Origin of the sequence: Hoylesella enoeca JCM 12259, assembly GCF_000613405.1 — a bacterium.
Lineage (GTDB): Bacteria > Bacteroidota > Bacteroidia > Bacteroidales > Bacteroidaceae > Prevotella > Prevotella enoeca.
The window spans coordinates 15,122-31,519 of sequence record NZ_BAIX01000027.1 but is presented as its reverse complement, the minus strand read 5'-3'; the positions used below and the strand labels follow the sequence as shown (position 1 = coordinate 31,519).

General features: G+C 46.6%; 13 protein-coding genes, 1 tRNA gene and 2 pseudogenes. 14 read left to right on the top strand and 2 right to left on the bottom strand.

Going from position 1 to position 16,398, the window contains the following annotated elements:
• The first annotated feature begins 106 nt into the window (after positions 1 to 106).
• The 6 genes from JCM12259_RS08665 (at position 107) to JCM12259_RS08645 (ending at position 6,088) form a co-directional block, all read left to right on the top strand.
• On the top strand, positions 107 to 334 hold the full coding sequence (locus tag JCM12259_RS08665) for a hypothetical protein (protein ID WP_025066162.1): 228 nt from the start codon (positions 107 to 109) through the stop codon (positions 332 to 334).
• 13 nt (positions 335 to 347) lie between these two features.
• Complete coding sequence (locus JCM12259_RS15855; RefSeq protein WP_051559279.1) at positions 348 to 929, top strand: hypothetical protein; 582 nt, start codon at positions 348 to 350, stop codon at positions 927 to 929.
• Positions 857 to 1,909, top strand: coding sequence for a hypothetical protein (locus tag JCM12259_RS14650; RefSeq protein ID WP_051559276.1), 1,053 nt, complete (start codon positions 857 to 859; stop codon positions 1,907 to 1,909). The genes JCM12259_RS15855 and JCM12259_RS14650 overlap by 73 nt, the downstream gene beginning before the upstream one ends.
• Before the next feature lie 275 nt (positions 1,910 to 2,184).
• Complete coding sequence (locus tag JCM12259_RS08655) at positions 2,185 to 2,637, top strand: HU family DNA-binding protein (RefSeq protein ID WP_025066033.1); 453 nt, start codon at positions 2,185 to 2,187, stop codon at positions 2,635 to 2,637.
• A gap of 246 nt (positions 2,638 to 2,883) precedes the next feature.
• Positions 2,884 to 5,346, top strand: coding sequence for a phenylalanine--tRNA ligase subunit beta (gene pheT / locus JCM12259_RS08650; RefSeq protein WP_025066161.1), 2,463 nt, complete (start codon positions 2,884 to 2,886; stop codon positions 5,344 to 5,346).
• Between the two features lie 13 nt (positions 5,347 to 5,359).
• Positions 5,360 to 6,088, top strand: coding sequence for a YebC/PmpR family DNA-binding transcriptional regulator (locus JCM12259_RS08645; protein WP_025066160.1), 729 nt, complete (start codon positions 5,360 to 5,362; stop codon positions 6,086 to 6,088).
• 57 nt (positions 6,089 to 6,145) lie between these two features.
• Here the strand turns inward: JCM12259_RS08645 and JCM12259_RS08640 are convergent, their stop codons facing one another.
• A complete protein-coding gene (locus tag JCM12259_RS08640) occupies positions 6,146 to 6,544 on the bottom strand; it encodes a DUF8479 domain-containing protein (protein ID WP_025066159.1) in 399 nt (132 codons plus the stop codon).
• 81 nt (positions 6,545 to 6,625) lie between these two features.
• Positions 6,626 to 7,063: a hypothetical protein gene (locus JCM12259_RS08635; RefSeq protein WP_025066158.1), complete on the bottom strand. Its 438-nt coding sequence runs from the start codon at positions 7,061 to 7,063 to the stop codon at positions 6,626 to 6,628.
• Between the two features lie 171 nt (positions 7,064 to 7,234).
• On the opposite strand from JCM12259_RS08635, the pseudogene JCM12259_RS14645 reads away from it, so the two are divergent.
• The 8 genes and pseudogenes from JCM12259_RS14645 (at position 7,235) to dnaK (ending at position 16,385) form a co-directional block, all read left to right on the top strand.
• Positions 7,235 to 8,906: pseudogene (locus tag JCM12259_RS14645) on the top strand (glycogen/starch synthase).
• Between the two features lie 14 nt (positions 8,907 to 8,920).
• Positions 8,921 to 11,482, top strand: coding sequence for an alpha-glucan family phosphorylase (glgP, locus tag JCM12259_RS08625; RefSeq protein ID WP_025066157.1), 2,562 nt, complete (start codon positions 8,921 to 8,923; stop codon positions 11,480 to 11,482).
• 326 nt (positions 11,483 to 11,808) lie between these two features.
• Positions 11,809 to 12,012, top strand: coding sequence for a hypothetical protein (locus JCM12259_RS08620; RefSeq protein ID WP_025066156.1), 204 nt, complete (start codon positions 11,809 to 11,811; stop codon positions 12,010 to 12,012).
• 13 nt (positions 12,013 to 12,025) lie between these two features.
• Positions 12,026 to 12,358 carry a hypothetical protein gene (locus tag JCM12259_RS17330; protein WP_234396585.1) on the top strand — a complete coding sequence of 111 codons (333 nt, stop codon included), beginning with the start codon at positions 12,026 to 12,028 and terminating at the stop codon, positions 12,356 to 12,358.
• Entirely contained in the window at positions 12,355 to 13,188 is an 834-nt protein-coding gene (locus tag JCM12259_RS17325) for a hypothetical protein (RefSeq protein WP_234396584.1), read from the top strand. Before JCM12259_RS17330 ends, JCM12259_RS17325 begins: the two co-directional genes overlap by 4 nt.
• Positions 13,189 to 13,196: 8 nt before the next feature.
• On the top strand, positions 13,197 to 13,664 hold the full coding sequence (locus JCM12259_RS17320) for a hypothetical protein (RefSeq protein WP_234396583.1): 468 nt from the start codon (positions 13,197 to 13,199) through the stop codon (positions 13,662 to 13,664).
• 463 nt (positions 13,665 to 14,127) lie between these two features.
• Positions 14,128 to 14,200, top strand: a tRNA-Lys gene (locus JCM12259_RS08610).
• 260 nt (positions 14,201 to 14,460) lie between these two features.
• Positions 14,461 to 16,385: pseudogene (gene dnaK / locus JCM12259_RS14635) on the top strand (molecular chaperone DnaK).
• Positions 16,386 to 16,398: the final 13 nt, after the last annotated feature.

The window sequence follows — 16,398 nt, the reverse complement described above, 5'->3', positions numbered from 1 at the left end:
TAAACAAAGGGCTTCTTGGAGTTCCCTTTGTTCCCTTTTTTATGCCCTTTTGCCAACTCGACAAGGGGGGAAACTTCACGAATTATTCACTCAAAACATAGCGATTATGAAACAAAAACAATTAGAGAGATGGGCTTATACGAAGCCCGCAGTAACAATCAATCCAGTCGATGCAGAGTCATTGCTGTCGACCGGTTCTCATTTCAATGGAGGTCACAACCAAGGCCACGTGGGTGGCGGCGGAGGCGACGCCAAACAAGGATGGTTTGAGGAAGAAGATGAGGACGACCTCAACCCCGCAGAAGAGAGAAATTATCAATTGTGGAACGAATAATTAAGTAAACAACATGAAGACAAACATCACATCCATATTCGCCGCGGCCACACTCGCAATCTTCACGGCGGCTTGCGCGAACGAAGAAACAACAAAGCCGGAAGCCAATCCTGAAGCACCAGCTGCAGGCATGACCTTCGTCGGCGGCAGCGCCGTCAAAACCCGCACATCGCTCGACGTAACATTGCCGGGCGGCACAACCGTAGACTATTTCTGGGAGCCGAGCGACAAGATTTGGACGGCTGACGGAGCCACGGGCACAGCCCAGATCACGAGCAAATCGGCCACGGCCAACTTCCGCATGTCGAAGGCTTACAACACGTCGACCGTCGACGTGTATTACCCCGGTCAGAATGCGTCGGCCTATAACCAAGTGACGATCGCAACGAATCAGACGCAGACGGAACCCAATTCAACCAAGCATCTCGCGAGGCCGGCGACTGTGGCACGGCAACAGCCCACAAGCAGTCGGACAACAGCTACAAATTTGACCTCGACCACAAGGCCGCTTACCTCTGCCTGTTGCCCCGCACGCCGAATAAGCTCGTCAGCACCTATATTTCGCAAATCAAGATCACGGCAGACAACAACATAGCCGGCACCTACACGCTAACTAATACAGGCTTGACTGGCAGTGGCTCATCCAACACGATTACCATTACCACCAGCGGCAGTTCTCACCCCAACGGCTTCCCTCTGAACAATGCCGCCACCAGTCAGAGCACCAACGCCATCTACGCCGTTATCGCCCCGGGTACCCATGCCCTCACCGTAGAATATACGCTCTATGACAATGTAACGGGGCAAAAAGGAATCTTCACCAAGACCGTCGCTTCGGCCGCTTACGATGCCAACACCGTCTATCCCATCACGGCCAACATCAATCCGAAAGATTACAGTGCAATGGAATACTATATGTTTGATGCCGCCGTGGGGCAGCATTATTGGAAAGGCTATGAGAGCGTGCAGCCCCAACTCAATGGCGAAAGCAATGACAACTATCCGAAAAGTGGAGACCCGCGCTTTTTCCAATTAGATATGTTTGGGGCCAATGCAAATTATTCATGCAAGGACTGCTTTCCAGCGAACCGATTGGCGTGGTATATGCAGAAAGGAGAACCGCATTGGGAAGACAGATGTTGGACAGCCGCCGGGCATCTCTACACCGGTGGTCTGTGGCTTAAGAAAATCAACATCATTGCGACAGAAAACAGCAAAACACTTGCAGAAATAGATGCAGTAGGACCTTATGGAGATTTTTATGGAGGTATAGAACACGCTCAGGCTCTTACGGTTTCGATTTCTGCCACAGGAGAGCCTGCCAATTCGGGTGATTACTTCTTCCTGCCGACTATGGGGCAATATACCAAAGGTAAACTGGCAGACAGAGGAATAGAAGGTTATTATTGGTCAAATACTCCATGGAGTATAACCCATTTCGGTAGTTTTTCAGATGCTTATGCGTTTAGGTTTAATAAGACAACCATGAGGCTTTATGGTCGTGGTGGCTGGGGAACGGTAGTTCCTGACAAAGGAAATATTTGGATGGGTTGTCCATTAGGATTAGAGCAATAAGACTGACACTTCCATTTATAGATATCAACAGAAAAGCTATTTAAATTCATATATTTATTAATCCGCTTATGAACGAAAAAGGGACGAGGATGGGAGGCTCTGTGAAGAGGGCCAAGATGTGGCCCTAGGACGCACGACGTCTAGTCCTAGGACAGACGGCATCTAGTCCTAGGACAGATGAGATGTAGTCCTAGGACAGATGATGTGAAGTCCTACTTCGGACAAGCCGCTGTCCTCGTTTCGATTTCGTCCATAGGCACAAAACATGTAAAAATATGGCATTTTGGAAAAAGATTCTGATGAAGATCAACAACCGGTGGTATCCCAAATCAGTGTTGGTGGGCGGCCCCGTATCGACGGCTCAGATTGCAAGGCGGCTGGCCGACGAATCGACCATTAGTCCTGCCGACGTGATGGCGGTGCTCACGGCGTTGGCTCACGTGATGGCCGACTACATGGCGCAAGGCCGTTCGGTAAAGCTCGACGGCATCGGCACATTCTATTTCACTGCCGTGGCGGCCAAAGGCGGTGCGGCTACCGAGAAAGAGGTGACGGCCAACATGATTACAGGCGTTCGAGTGCGCTTTATTCCCGAAACGCGTTTCAGCAAGAACGGTGCAGGTAGCGCTGCCGGCAAACGCGCCATCCGCGGCCTGTCGGACGTGGAGATCGAGTGGGAGGAATGGAAAGGAGAAGAGAAGAAAAAGCCCGCGAAACCTAAACCTTAGAAAGGTGAAAAAGTGATTTAAAAGTGAAAAGGTGAAAGAGTGAAAGGGTGAAAAGATTAGCTGGCGCGTCTTTTCACCTTTTTTGTTGTGTTGAGGTAGGTGCAGTAGGTTTTATTGGGATGGGAATGTGGGCTTTTTCTTGTGCGACATGCACGATTTATGATTCCTCATTCAAAACATTTTGCCGACTAATGATTTTTTATTAATTTTGCGCCGAATTTAAGGTAGAAATAAACATTAATCGGAATGAATATATCGTATAAATGGCTGAAAGAATACGTCGATTTTGACCTTACTCCCAAAGATGTTTGTGCCGCACTGACGTCCGAAGGATTGGAAGTGGACGCCTTGGAAGAGGTGCAAAGTATCAAAGGTGGGTTGAAAGGACTCTACGTGGGACAGGTGCTCACGTGTGAAAAACATCCGGATTCTGATCATCTTCACGTGACGAGCGTGGACTTGGGGCGCGAGACACCGTCGCAAATCGTGTGCGGAGCACCGAATGTGGCTGCGGGGCAGAAAGTGATCGTGGCCGATTTGGGCTGTGTGCTGTATGACGGCGACAAGGAATTTGTGATCAAGAAGTCGAAGTTGCGCGGCGTGGAGTCTTACGGAATGATTTGTGCCGAAGACGAAATCGGTGTCGGCACATCGCATGACGGCATTATTGTGTTGCCCGATTCGGCCGTAGTGGGTATGCCGGCAGCAGAATATTATCATTTGGAAAGCGACTGGTTGATCGAAATAGACATCACGGCTAATCGCGCCGATGCCTTGAGCCATTACGGTGTTGCCCGCGACTTGTATGCTTGGTTGGTGCAAAACGGTTATAAGACCTCGCTCCATCGTCCCGATTGCGATACATTCCGAGTGGACAATCATGACCAGCCTATCGACGTAGAAATTGAGAACATGGAGGCGTGTCGACGTTATGCCTGTCTCAGCATTACGGATTGCGAGGTGAAAGAGAGTCCAGACTGGTTGCAAAATAAGTTGCGCGTGATCGGTCTGCGGCCTATCAATAACATCGTGGATATCACCAACTATGTGATGATGGCCTACGGACAACCGATGCATTGCTTTGATGCCGACATGGTGAAAGGTCACAAAATCGTGGTGCGCACGCAACCGGAAGGCACTAAATTTGTTACGCTTGACGGCGAAGAACACGTGCTTGGGCCTCACGATTTGAGTATCTGCAATGCCGAAGAGCCGATGTGTATTGCCGGAATATTCGGTGGCAAGGGCAGCGGCACATATGAGACGACGCGCAACGTGGTACTGGAAAGTGCTTATTTTCATCCCACCTGGATTCGCAAAAGTGCTCGTCGGCATGGGTTAAGCACTGATTCGAGTTATCGTTTTGAACGCGGTATCGATCCCAACGGACAGATTTATGCCTTAAAACAGGCAGCTATCCTATGCCGAGAGTTGGCCGGCGGCAAGGTGAGTATGGAGATTAAAGACGTTTATCCGACGCCGATTGCCGACGCAAAGGTTACGCTGAAATATGATTATGTGCACAATTTGATCGGCAAAGAGATTGGTCAAGCCACCATCAAAAGCATTGTCAAGAGCTTGGAAATGCGTATCGACCGGGAAGACGAGAGCGGTTTGGAACTCACTGTGCCCGCTTATCGTGTGGATGTTCAGCGTCCCTGCGATGTCGTGGAGGATATTCTGAGGATCTACGGATATAATCATGTGGAAATTCCCATGCAATTGAAGAGTTCGCTCACGGTGTTGGGAGAAGAAGATCAAGCGCACAAACGGGAAAATATGATCGGTGAACAGTTGGTGGGTTGCGGATTTAACGAGATTCTGAACAACTCTCTCTCGAAGATCGCTTACTATCAAGGACTGAACAAATACACCGAAGAGACCACTGTGAAAGTGATGAATCCGCTGAGTGCCGACCTCGGCGTGATGCGGCAGACACTGCTGTTCGGCGGATTAGAAAGCATTCGTCGCAACGTCAATCACAAAGCAGCAAATCTCCGTTTCTTCGAGTTCGGAAACTGTTATCATTTCGACGCTTCGCGATATACCGTCAATGACCCTGCAAAAGGATATTGCCAAGAAACTCATTTGGCGTTATTCGTAACGGGAAAGCATGTTAGTGGGAGCTGGATTCATCCTGACGAAGATTCGTCTTTCTATGAACTGAAAGCTTATGTGCAGAATGTCTTTGCTCGCTTAGGCGTTTCGGCAAAGGCATTGACGACAGAAGAGAGCGATAATGACATTTTCTCAAACGGTTTGACATTGAAAAACCGAGGCGGGAAAGTGTTGGCCGAATTGGGATTAGTATCAGGACGACTGTTGAAAGACTTCGATTTGACTGCGAATGTATATTATGCAGATATTCATTGGACCACAGTGATGAAAGCTGTGAAGAAGACTCAGGTGACATTCAGTGAGATTTCAAAGTATCCTTCGGTGAGTCGCGACCTCGCTTTGCTTCTCGATAGTCATGTGGAGTTCGGGCAAATCGAACAGGTGGCTTATCAAACGGAGAAGAAACTCTTGAAGAAAGTCGAACTGTTTGATGTCTATGAAGGTAAGAATTTGCCAGCCGGCAAAAAGAGTTATGCCGTGAATTTCATTCTGCAAGACGAGCAAAAGACGCTCAACGACAGGCAGATCGATGCAATCATGAATCAATTAATCACAAATATTAAAAGCAAACTCGGAGCAGAGCTCCGCTAAAACAGAAGTCCAAATGGGAAGAGCATTTGAATATCGAAAGGCTACAAAGCTGAAAAGATGGGGTCACATGGCCCGCACATTTACGAAAATCGGCAAGCAAATTGCCATCGCTGTCAAGGCCGGTGGTCCCGACCCGGAAAATAATCCGCATCTGCGCGCCGTGATTCAAACGGCTAAACGCGAGAATATGCCTAATGCCAATGTGGAGCGTGCTATCAAGAACGCCCTTGGAAAAGATCAAAAAGACTTCAAAGAAGTGACTTATGAGGGCTACGGACCACATGGAATAGCCATCTTTGTGGATGCAGCAACAGACAACACGACACGTACTGTGGCCAATGTACGCGCCGTCTTTAATAAGTTTAGTGGTAATTTAGGGACGCAAGGCAGTCTTTCGTTCCTCTTTGATCATAAATGTGTGTTCACATTTAAGAAGAAAGAGGGATTGGATATGGATGATCTGATTCTCGAATTGATTGATCTCGGCGTAGACGATGAGTATGACGAAGACGAAGAGGCGGGTGAAATCACGATCTACGGAGAGCCTACCAGCTTCGGTGAAATTCAAAAATACTTGGAAGGTCATGGCTTTGAAGTCACGGGAGCAGAGTTTACGCGCATTCCGAACGATTTGAAAGACGTCACCGCCGAACAGCGAGAGTCGATCGACAAAATGGTGGATTTGCTCGAAGACGACGAAGACGTGCAGAGTGTTTACACCAATATGAAACCGGCTGAATAGTCATTTTTACGGGCATCTCTGTCTTTTAGATAAAAGAAGGAGATGCCCGTTGTTTTTTTATTCGCCGTAATCCTTTTTCGTATAAGTGCTTTCAAACAGCACGAGTTGCGGATTCTTCTGCGAGCGACAAGTGTAAGTAAAGTTGAATCCGGCTTCTTTATAAGCCTTGATACTGGTAGATTCCACGATAGACTGCCTCAAACCCTCATTTATCTTACTTTTATTCTTGTTGATGATTTCGGCATCATCCACTCTTCCCATCAGTGTACAATAATAATGATAGGTGCGAGTGGCTTTGTCGAACACTACACTGTCAGTGCGCGTAAAGTTATTAACGGGAGTGGGACAATATTTCTTGGTATACTCTTTGGCCTCGCGTGCGGCCCTGTCTTCGAGTGACTCGTGACACGCAGTCTGCACAAACGCGAATAAAGCAAATAAAATAATCTTTTTCATCTCCATGATTTCTTCGCCCACAAAATTACGAAGAATATTTGATTCCAATAAAAATCGACTGATAAAAACAGTCTGCCTGTATTATTTATCACTTTGATTCATCGTGAAAACAAGCCGTTTGGGAAGTTTCACCCACTTGCGATCGACAACGATTTTGATCGCACTCCCCTCCTGTTGTGTGAGCGTATATGTTCCATCTGAATTACTGGTGAGCGTAGCAGTGAGATCTTCGCTGCCATAATCATTGATGATTGAGAGGCGAGCCGTGCGTTGGTCGGTGAGCGAAGCCTCTGTGATAAGCCATTTGCGCGTGTCTCTTTTAGCGCCGAAATAGCCTGGGAGCGAACCGAAAATCTCCTGTTCGGGCACCTCTATATTGTTCTCATAAAAGTTCATTTTGATATACACCTGATAGGTTTGATTATAGATGGTTCCTGAAAAAGGTCTTTTTGCCTGCCCAAAGACCGTTAATGGCAATGCCACTAACAGTAAAACGAAGAGCGATTTGATGACTTTCATAACTCATTGATTTGTTTATAGATAACACGAGTGAAACAACTCGTTCTCACACTGTTTGCTGCAAAGATAGTGTTTCTTGATAAGAAATCAATTCGAATTAGGTTTTTATAGCGTTTAAAGTTGTGGATTTGTGATTTTTATATTATCTTTGCCCCGTTTTATAAGTATTGTATGAGGAAGGATAAACTATTTCCCGACTATATTTTTGAGTCGAGTTGGGAAGTATGCAATAAGGTGGGCGGCATTTACACCGTATTATCCACGCGAGCAAGAACATTGCAACAAATGCTGGAAGGCAGGCTGATCTTCATTGGTCCTGACTGTTGGGGAGAGCAACATTGCCCTTATTTCACGGAAGACCAGACACTGTTTGCCGAGTGGCGAGAGGTTGCCAACCAAGAGGAATTGCATGTTAAGGTGGGCCGATGGGAGATTCCCGCCGGCCGATAGCAATCCTGGTAGATTTTAATAGCTTCTATTCGCACAAAGACGAGATTTATACACAGGTGTGGGAATGGTATGGCGTAGATAGTCTTCACGCTTATGGCGATTATGATGAAGCCTCCATGTTCTCTTATGCAGCAGCTCGAGTGGTAGAGAGTTTTTATGTTCATTACCTTAATTTGCGTCAACAAGTGGTCTATCACGGTAATGAATGGATGACAGGATTAGGCCTGCTTTATATCAATCGTAAGTTACCGCAGATCGCAACAATATTTACAACCCATGCAACCAGCATCGGGCGGAGTATCGCCGGAAACAATAAGCCGCTTTATGAGTATCTTTCAGCTTATAACGGCGACCAAATGGCTGCCGAACTCAATATGCAAAGCAAACACTCGATTGAGAAACAAACGGCTCACCATGTAGATTGCTTTACCACGGTGAGTGATATTACGGCTACAGAATGCCGCGAGTTGCTTGACAAACCTGTTGATTTTGTTTTGCCGAATGGTTTTGAAAACGATTTCATTCCAAAGGCATCTGTGTTTACGTGCAAGCGAAAGGCAGCTCGGCACAACTGTTTCGTGTGGCTAATGCACTCATGGGAACCGATTTGCAGGATGATACGCTGATCGTGTCGACCAGTGGGCGTTATGAATATCGCAATAAAGGTCTCGACGTTTTCATCGAAGCGATGAATCGGTTACGTTCAGATAAGCGACTGAATCGGCACGTGTTGGCTTTCATTGAAGTTCCGGGCTGGGTGGGAGAAGCTCGCCAAGATCTGAAAGAAAGACTGCTGTCGGGCAAGAAATTCAATACACCATTGCCCGATCCGATGCTCACACATTGGCTTCGCGATATGAATAATGACAAGGTCATGGGAGCTTTGAAATACTTCGGTATGCATAATGCGCAGGAAGATCGCGTGAAAGTGATTTTTGTTCCGTGTTATCTCACGGGCAATGACGGTATTATCGATCTACCTTATTATGATGTCGTGCTGGGCAACGACTTGTGTATTTATCCCTCGTATTACGAACCTTGGGGATATACTCCGTTAGAATCGATTGCTTTCAAAGTGCCGTGTGTCACGACCGACTTATCCGGGTTCGGTCTTTGGGTTAATGAAGTGAAAGGCGGAAAGAGTACGATTGACGACGGTGTGGCAGTGGTTCATCGGACAGATTATAATTACTCGGAAGTGGCCGACGCAATTAAAGATGCGGTGATAACCTATGCCGCCGGCGATGAAGCGAGTCTCAAACAGGCTCGTTCTAATGCAGACCGATTGTCAAAGAAAGCGCTTTGGAGTGCTTTTATCAAGTATTATAAAGAGGCTTACGACTTTGCCCTGCGGAAAGCAGACGCAAGAAAGAAAACAATGATAATAAAATAGTAAATATAAATTTTATGAAGATTAAAGCAGATTATGCGAATGCTCCTCAGTGGAAAGAACTGACCATTAAGTCAAGATTGCCGGAGCAGTTGAAATGTTTAGACGAGTTAGCCCATAATATGTGGTGGGCATGGAATTATGAAGCCCGCAATTTATGGAAGAGTTTGGACGAAGAGCTTTATGAACAAGTGGGGCATAATCCCGTGATGCTGCTCGAACGATTGAGCTACGAACGCAAAGAAGCCATCGTCAAGAATAAGACGATTATGAAAAAGGTGAAAGACGTCTATGCAATGTTTCGTGCATATATGGACGTGAAGCCTAACCACAAACGTCCGTCCGTGGCTTATTTCTGTATGGAATACGGACTCAATCAGGTATTGAAAATTTATTCCGGAGGCTTGGGAATGCTTGCCGGCGACTATCTGAAAGAGGCTTCAGACAGCAATGTGGATATGTGTGCCGTGGGATTCCTTTATAGATATGGCTATTTCAAGCAGTCGTTGAGTATAGACGGACAGCAGATTGCCAACTATGAAGCGCAGAATTTCAATTCGCTTCCCATTGAGCGTCAGCTTGATGAGAATGGAAATCCGATTGTAATTGATGTCCCTTATATGAACTATCAAGTGCACGCCTATGTCTGGCGGGTGAATGTGGGCCGCATTAAACTCTATCTTCTCGATACGGATAACGAAATGAACTCCGAATTTGATAAGCCTATCACCCACTCGCTTTATGGTGGTGACTGGGAGAATCGGCTTAAACAAGAAATCCTGTTGGGTATCGGTGGTATCCTTATGTTGAAGAAACTCGGTATACAGAAGCAAATTTATCATTGCAACGAAGGGCACGCTGCACTCTGCAACTTGCAACGTCTCTGCGATTATGTAGACAACGGACTCACCTTCAATCAAGCAATGGAATTGGTACGCGCCTCTTCACTCTACACCGTTCATACGCCGGTGCCAGCCGGTCACGACTATTTCGACGAAGCACTTTTCGGCAAATATATGGGCGGCTACCCCGAGAAACTCGGCATCTCGTGGGATGAATTCATCGGGATGGGCCGCGAGAATCCCGACGATCACAACGAGAAGTTCTGTCTCTCCACCTTTGCCTGCAACACATGTCAGGAAGTTAACGGCGTAAGCAAGCTCCACGGGTGGGTCAGCCAGAAGATGTTCGCCCCCATCTGGAAAGGATATTATCCCGAAGAAAACCACGTGGGTTATGTTACCAACGGTGTACACCTGCCCACTTGGACCGCTACCGAATGGCGCAAACTCTACGCCCAATACTTTGACGCTTCGTTTATGAGTGACCAAAGTAATGAAACGATTTGGCACGCCATTTATGATGTGCCCGACAACGAGATCTGGGATACGCGTATGGCGTTGAAAAAGAAACTCGTGAGTTATATTCGCGAGAAATTCACACAAACTTGGTTGAAGAATCAAGGCGACCCTTCGCGTGTGGTTTCACTGCTCGAACGCATCAATCCCAATGCGCTGATGATAGGTTTCTGTCGTCGTTTCGCCACTTACAAGCGCGCCCATCTGCTCTTCACCGATCTCGAACGCCTCTCGCGCATCGTCAACAACCCCGAGCGTCCCGTATTGTTCTTCTTCTCGGGCAAGGCACATCCCGCCGATGGAGCCGGTCAAGGGCTTATTCAGAAGATATTCGAGATCAGCCAGCGGCCCGAATTTCTCGGTAAGATTATCTTCCTTGAAGATTATGATATGCAGCTGGCACGCCGTCTTGTATCGGGTGTCGATATTTGGATGAACACCCCCACGCGTCCGCTCGAAGCATCGGGAACATCAGGTGAAAAAGCCGAGATGAATGGTGTTGTCAATCTCTCGGTTCTTGATGGATGGTGGGTAGAAGGCTATCGCAAAGATGCCGGCTGGGCACTTCCGCAAGAGCGAACATACTCTAATCAAGGTTATCAAGACCAGCTTGATGCGGCCACCATCTATGGCTTGCTCGAAAACGACATCATCCCGCTCTATTACGGTAAGAATAAGAAAGGCTACAGCGAGGGTTGGATCAAAGTTATCAAAAACTCCATCGCCACCATCGCTCCCCATTACACAATGAAGCGCCAACTCGACGACTATTACGACAAGTTCTATATCAAGGAAGCGAAACGTTTTGCCAAGCTCACGGCCGATGAAAACCGGCTGGCCAAGGACATTGCCTTGTGGAAAGAAACCGTGGCCGAGCGTTGGGATGCCATTCACGTGGTATCGAAAGAAGACCAATGTCTGGCCGAAGGCAGCGAAACAGGAGTGAAATATACAGTCAAATATGTGATCGATGAACAGGGGTTGAACGATGCCATCGGACTCGAACTCATCGTTTTGAAAAACGATCAGAGCGGTGACGATCACGAACTTTACACCGCCTATCCATTCCACAAAACAGCCCAAGACGGCAATCTCTACACTTTCGAGGCCGACTTTGAGCCCGACGATGCCGGTGCATTCAAGTATTGCGTGCGGATGTATCCGAAAAACGAGGCCTTACCTCACCGTCAGGATTTCTGCTACGTGAAATGGCTTGACTAATCCTTCTGCACTTTCGTTGCATTTAAAAAGCGTGTGTCTGAACATTGTCTTCGACACACGCTTTTTACATTTTATCATTTTTCTCTCCAAAACATTTGTTTGTTTATGATAACCTCAGGAGGTTAAGAACCATTTTAGTTGCGAGAATATTGATAACAGTTGCCTTTCCTATGAAATGGAGAGATCTTTATACGCTATATATTAGGATCTATTGATATCTTTTGCATAAATCTTTTGTAGTATTAATAAAAATAAATATGGGTATCTTTGCAGGCCAATATTTACGGCTGAAGTATAGATATAAAAGAAGAAACAAATAAACAAGTATGGGAGAGATTAAAAAGAAGGGCAGGCCTTATATAGCGCCTATGTTTACTATCGTAAGTGTTAATGAGGATTGTCCGTTATTGAGGACAAGTGTTAAAGGCGATCATGAGTCGGCAGACAATGATGATGCTTATGCAAAGCCAAACAGTGGCTTGTTTGATCTTGATGAGACAGAGTGGAAAAGTGATGATGTAGCATATTAACAAGAAATAAAGTATGATGATGACGAGTAAGAGTCTATTTTTGACAGCTTCTCTGTTTGCTGTTGGCTTGTTTGCCAGTTGCTCCTCAGAGAATACAGGTGGCGATGATCATGGAAAAGAAAAGGAAATAGGTCACTTGACAGTTTTCTCAACAGAAGATGAAGCTGTGTCGGCTAAACCTGGCATGACGCGCACCACAGGCATTTATAATGGAACGAAAATCAACTTCTTTTGGACACAAAACGATAAACTATGGATTAAAGACGGCGCGAATCTGATCAAGAATGCCGAGGATAATATCACCGGCGTTCAAGCTCGGCTAAGTTTTATTATAGTCAGACTTTGACTAATCCCTCTTATCCTGTGCGCTTTACAGGTACGAATGCTTCGGCAGGAGATAAGGTTACCATCGCTGCAAACCAAACGCAAGCACAGGCAGACAATGCTGCTCATATCGGTAATGACGGCGATTGTGGTACGGCTGTTGCCACACTGACCAATGGAATCTACGAGTTTCATTTAAAACATCAGGCAGCTTATGTCACTTTTACTCCATGGTACGGGAAGGAAGAATTAGCTTCAACAGTCTCTGTGACAGCAATCAAATTGACCATTGATGCAGCTTCAAATGTTGGTAAAAACATTGCCGGTACTTTTAACTTCAATGATAGTGGTTTGGGAACATTAATTTCTAATGGAAGTCGGTCCATCACGCTCACACTTACAAATGGTTTCCCAGTGCCCAAGGTGGCAGACCATTTAAAGAATGCAGCCACGATGGTGGTATATCCCGGGAACTATAATAATGTAACGATTTCATATACCTTGAAAGATACGAAAACAGGCGTAACGGGGATTGTGTCTCAAACTTATCCCTCGATGACATTCAATGCAGGCAAAAATCGGCCTATTAGTAAAAAAGAATTAGACATGAACAACTATAAGCCTAACTATTATCAATGGGATGCCGGAAAGCCTTATTGGAATGGATATACGGGAACAATCCCTGTGGTCAATGGCGAGAAAGGCAATTATCAGCCGGCCTATGGTAGTGACAGGTATATGAATAGCAATTCAACTGTGTTTAATGGCAATAACATTTGTGCATCAGCTCCGAATGTAAACGAGGCAACTCTTTATTCTTTCTTTGGCGACAGCATTGGGACGGAGATATAATTTGGACAATGAATAAGCATTTGTATAAGGGTGGAATGTGGTTCTTGAAGTTAAATAAAATATCAACAGGGACTTATTCCGGATTCACGCACCCCGTAACTAATATCCATAAGTGGCAGAATAACTACATCCCAAGCAGCAGCAACACCTATTGGAATGCCTGGTCGGAAACGAATGTTGGCACAGTGAATGCAGAAGCTTGGACAACGAATGTTAAACATACAGGGAGGCCAACCAATGTCAACAACTATTTCTTCCTCCCGGCCATGGGATATCTGAAAACCAATGGAACGTTTGTGTTGGGCGATAACGATAAATACGGATATTATGCTTCATATTGGACTTCCAATGGCTTACTTTTAGGTATCGTACAAGGACTTTCATTCCATTTCAATGATAAGAAGGTTGGCGTGAATATTGATGATCGCCTTTGGGCATACCCAGTTTTTGATGCTACCACCTATCAATTGAAATAAATATCCCCCTTCATTCCATGCGGAATGGGAACTTTATATTTCGGGCATTGTCAGCAATGATGCAATGCCCGAATTCTGTTTGTATAGTAATCGTCGAGTGCCGACCCGAAGTACACAGCGGCAACACCGCACTTCCGGGACTTCGCCAGCGATAGCGTGTAGGTGTTTACAAGAACCGTAAACGCGGGTACTGGGTGCAGACATTCGAGTGAACCTTGCGTTGATTGATTCACAGGGATCCGCTTCGATGAAATCGGGGAACGGTATGGAAGAAAATTTCTATGCGGTTCGCCATAAATTTCTATACGGTTCCCCGTAAATTTCTAACCGTATATAAATTTACGCGGAACCGTATATAAAAATATTTTTATCAAATAAAAATTTACGGGGAACCGTATATAAATTTCAAAAGATGAGAAAGCCGCAAAATTATATCGGATAGTTTGTAGCGATCTTCCGTATGAGATTTTTAGCTCAACTGGTAGAGCAACTGATTCTTAATCAGTGGGTCTAGGGTTCGAATCTCTAAGGGTGTACAAAAAGGCTAATCGAATGACGGGTAGCCTTGGGTGATCCGTCATTCCTTTTTTTTGATTCATCATGCAGGATTGCGCGTAAAGCGTAAACAATTCGTTATTCCACATTCTGACTTTCTGCCAGTTTGTCACATGTCAGCTATTGGCACATCCTTTGCCTTAACGGGACGAAAGTCTTTTCGATTACGGCTCGTTGATGAGAGACAGCCGCCCGAACAAGACAGATCAACGATAATAACAAGAAATAAAATACAACAATTATGGGAAAGATTATTGGAATTGATTTAGGAACTACAAACAGTTGCGTTGCCGTGTTTGAAGGTAACGAACCGGTAGTGATTGCAAACAGTGAAGGCAAGCGCACAACGCCTTCTGTTGTTGGTTTCGTAAAGGACGGAGAGCGCAAGGTGGGTGATCCGGCAAAGCGTCAGGCCATCACCAACCCCAAAAATACCGTTTACTCGATTAAACGTTTCATGGGCGAAACCTACGAACAGTGCCGCAAAGAGGCTGAAAGCATGCCTTACACCGTGGTAAACGAGAGCGGACAGCCTCGTGTGGACATTGAAGGACGCAAGTACACACCGCAAGAAATCTCGGCGATGATACTTCAGAAGATGAAGAAAACTGCCGAGGATTATCTCGGACAAGAAGTAACCGACGCTGTGATTACCGTTCCGGCTTACTTCTCCGACTCGCAACGACAGGCAACTAAAGAAGCCGGTCAGATTGCAGGTCTCAACGTGCAGCGTATCGTTAACGAGCCTACTGCGGCTGCTTTGGCATACGGTGTGGATAAGGGTAATAAAGATATGAAGATTGCCGTGTTCGACCTCGGTGGTGGAACCTTCGATATCTCTATCCTTGAGTTTGGTGGCGGCGTGTTTGAAGTGCTTTCTACCAACGGCGACACGCACCTTGGTGGCGACGATTTCGACCAAGTGATTATCAAATGGCTGGCTGATGGCTTTAAAGCTGACGAAGGCATTGACCTGACAAAAGACCCCATGGCCATGCAACGCCTGAAAGAGGCTGCCGAAAAGGCGAAGATTGAACTCTCAAGCACCACGTCTACGGAAATCAACCTGCCCTATATCTCGGCAGAAGGCGGCGTGCCCAAGCACTTGGTAAAGACTTTGACGCGTGCACAGTTCGAGCAGTTGGCACACGACTTGATACAAGCTTGTCTCGTTCCCTGTCAGAACGCCATGCGCGATGCGAAGTTGCAGACATCCGACATCGATGAGGTAATCCTCGTAGGTGGTTCGAGTCGTATCCCTGCCGTACAGACTTTGGTAAAGAACTACTTTGGCAAAGAGCCCTCGAAGGGTGTTAACCCTGACGAAGTGGTAGCCGTGGGTGCGGCCATCCAAGGTGCCATCCTCAACAAAGAGAGCGGCGTGGGCGACATTGTGTTGCTCGACGTAACCCCGCTGACACTCGGTATCGAGACCATGGGCGGCGTGATGACCAAGCTGATTGATGCCAACACCACCATTCCTACCAAGAAGAGCGAAACATTCTCTACCGCGGTAGATAATCAAACGGCCGTTACCATCCACGTACTTCAAGGCGAACGCCCCATGGCATCGCAGAACAAGAGCATCGGACAGTTCAACCTCGAAGGTATCGCACCGGCCCGCCGTGGCGTTCCGCAGATTGAAGTAACGTTCGACATCGATGCCAACGGTATCCTTAACGTTTCTGCCAAGGATAAGGCAACGGGCAAAGAACAGAAGATTCGCATCGAGGCCAGCAGCGGATTAAGCAAGGAAGAAATCGACCGTATGAAGGCCGAAGCTGAGCAAAACGCCGCTTCCGACAAGGCCGAGCGTGAAAAGATTGACAAGCTGAACCAAGCCGACTCGATGATTTTCACCACCGAGAACTTCTTGAAAGATAACGGCGACAAGATTCCTGCCGACCAAAAGCCAGGCATCGAAAGTGCCCTTCAACAGCTTAAAGATGCTCACAAGGCTGCCGATGTTGCCGCCATCGATGCTGCCATCAACAACCTCAACACGGTGATGCAGGTCGCCAGCCAACAGATGTATCAAGGTGCAGGTGGTGCCCAGCCCGACCCCAACGCCGCACAAGGCTTCCAAGGCGGTGCTGCCGACAATCAGTCGCAAAGCACCAACCTGACGACACCGTCCAAGACGCCGACTTTGAGGAAGTGAAGTAAGAATATTTATGGA

Bases quoted from the DNA above. Each gene is read 5' to 3' on its own strand.
- JCM12259_RS08665 (WP_025066162.1), top strand. From the start codon at position 107: ATGAAACAAAAACAATTAGAGAGATGGGCTTATACGAAGCCCGCAGTA.
- JCM12259_RS15855 (WP_051559279.1), top strand. From the start codon at position 348: ATGAAGACAAACATCACATCCATATTCGCCGCGGCCACACTCGCAATC.
- JCM12259_RS08655 (WP_025066033.1), top strand. From the start codon at position 2,185: ATGGCATTTTGGAAAAAGATTCTGATGAAGATCAACAACCGGTGGTAT.
- pheT (WP_025066161.1), top strand. From the start codon at position 2,884: ATGAATATATCGTATAAATGGCTGAAAGAATACGTCGATTTTGACCTT.
- JCM12259_RS08645 (WP_025066160.1), top strand. From the start codon at position 5,360: ATGGGAAGAGCATTTGAATATCGAAAGGCTACAAAGCTGAAAAGATGG.
- JCM12259_RS08640 (WP_025066159.1), bottom strand. From the start codon at position 6,544: ATGAAAAAGATTATTTTATTTGCTTTATTCGCGTTTGTGCAGACTGCG.
- JCM12259_RS08635 (WP_025066158.1), bottom strand. From the start codon at position 7,063: ATGAAAGTCATCAAATCGCTCTTCGTTTTACTGTTAGTGGCATTGCCA.
- glgP (WP_025066157.1), top strand. From the start codon at position 8,921: ATGAAGATTAAAGCAGATTATGCGAATGCTCCTCAGTGGAAAGAACTG.
- JCM12259_RS08620 (WP_025066156.1), top strand. From the start codon at position 11,809: ATGGGAGAGATTAAAAAGAAGGGCAGGCCTTATATAGCGCCTATGTTT.
- JCM12259_RS17330 (WP_234396585.1), top strand. From the start codon at position 12,026: ATGATGATGACGAGTAAGAGTCTATTTTTGACAGCTTCTCTGTTTGCT.
- JCM12259_RS17320 (WP_234396583.1), top strand. From the start codon at position 13,197: ATGAATAAGCATTTGTATAAGGGTGGAATGTGGTTCTTGAAGTTAAAT.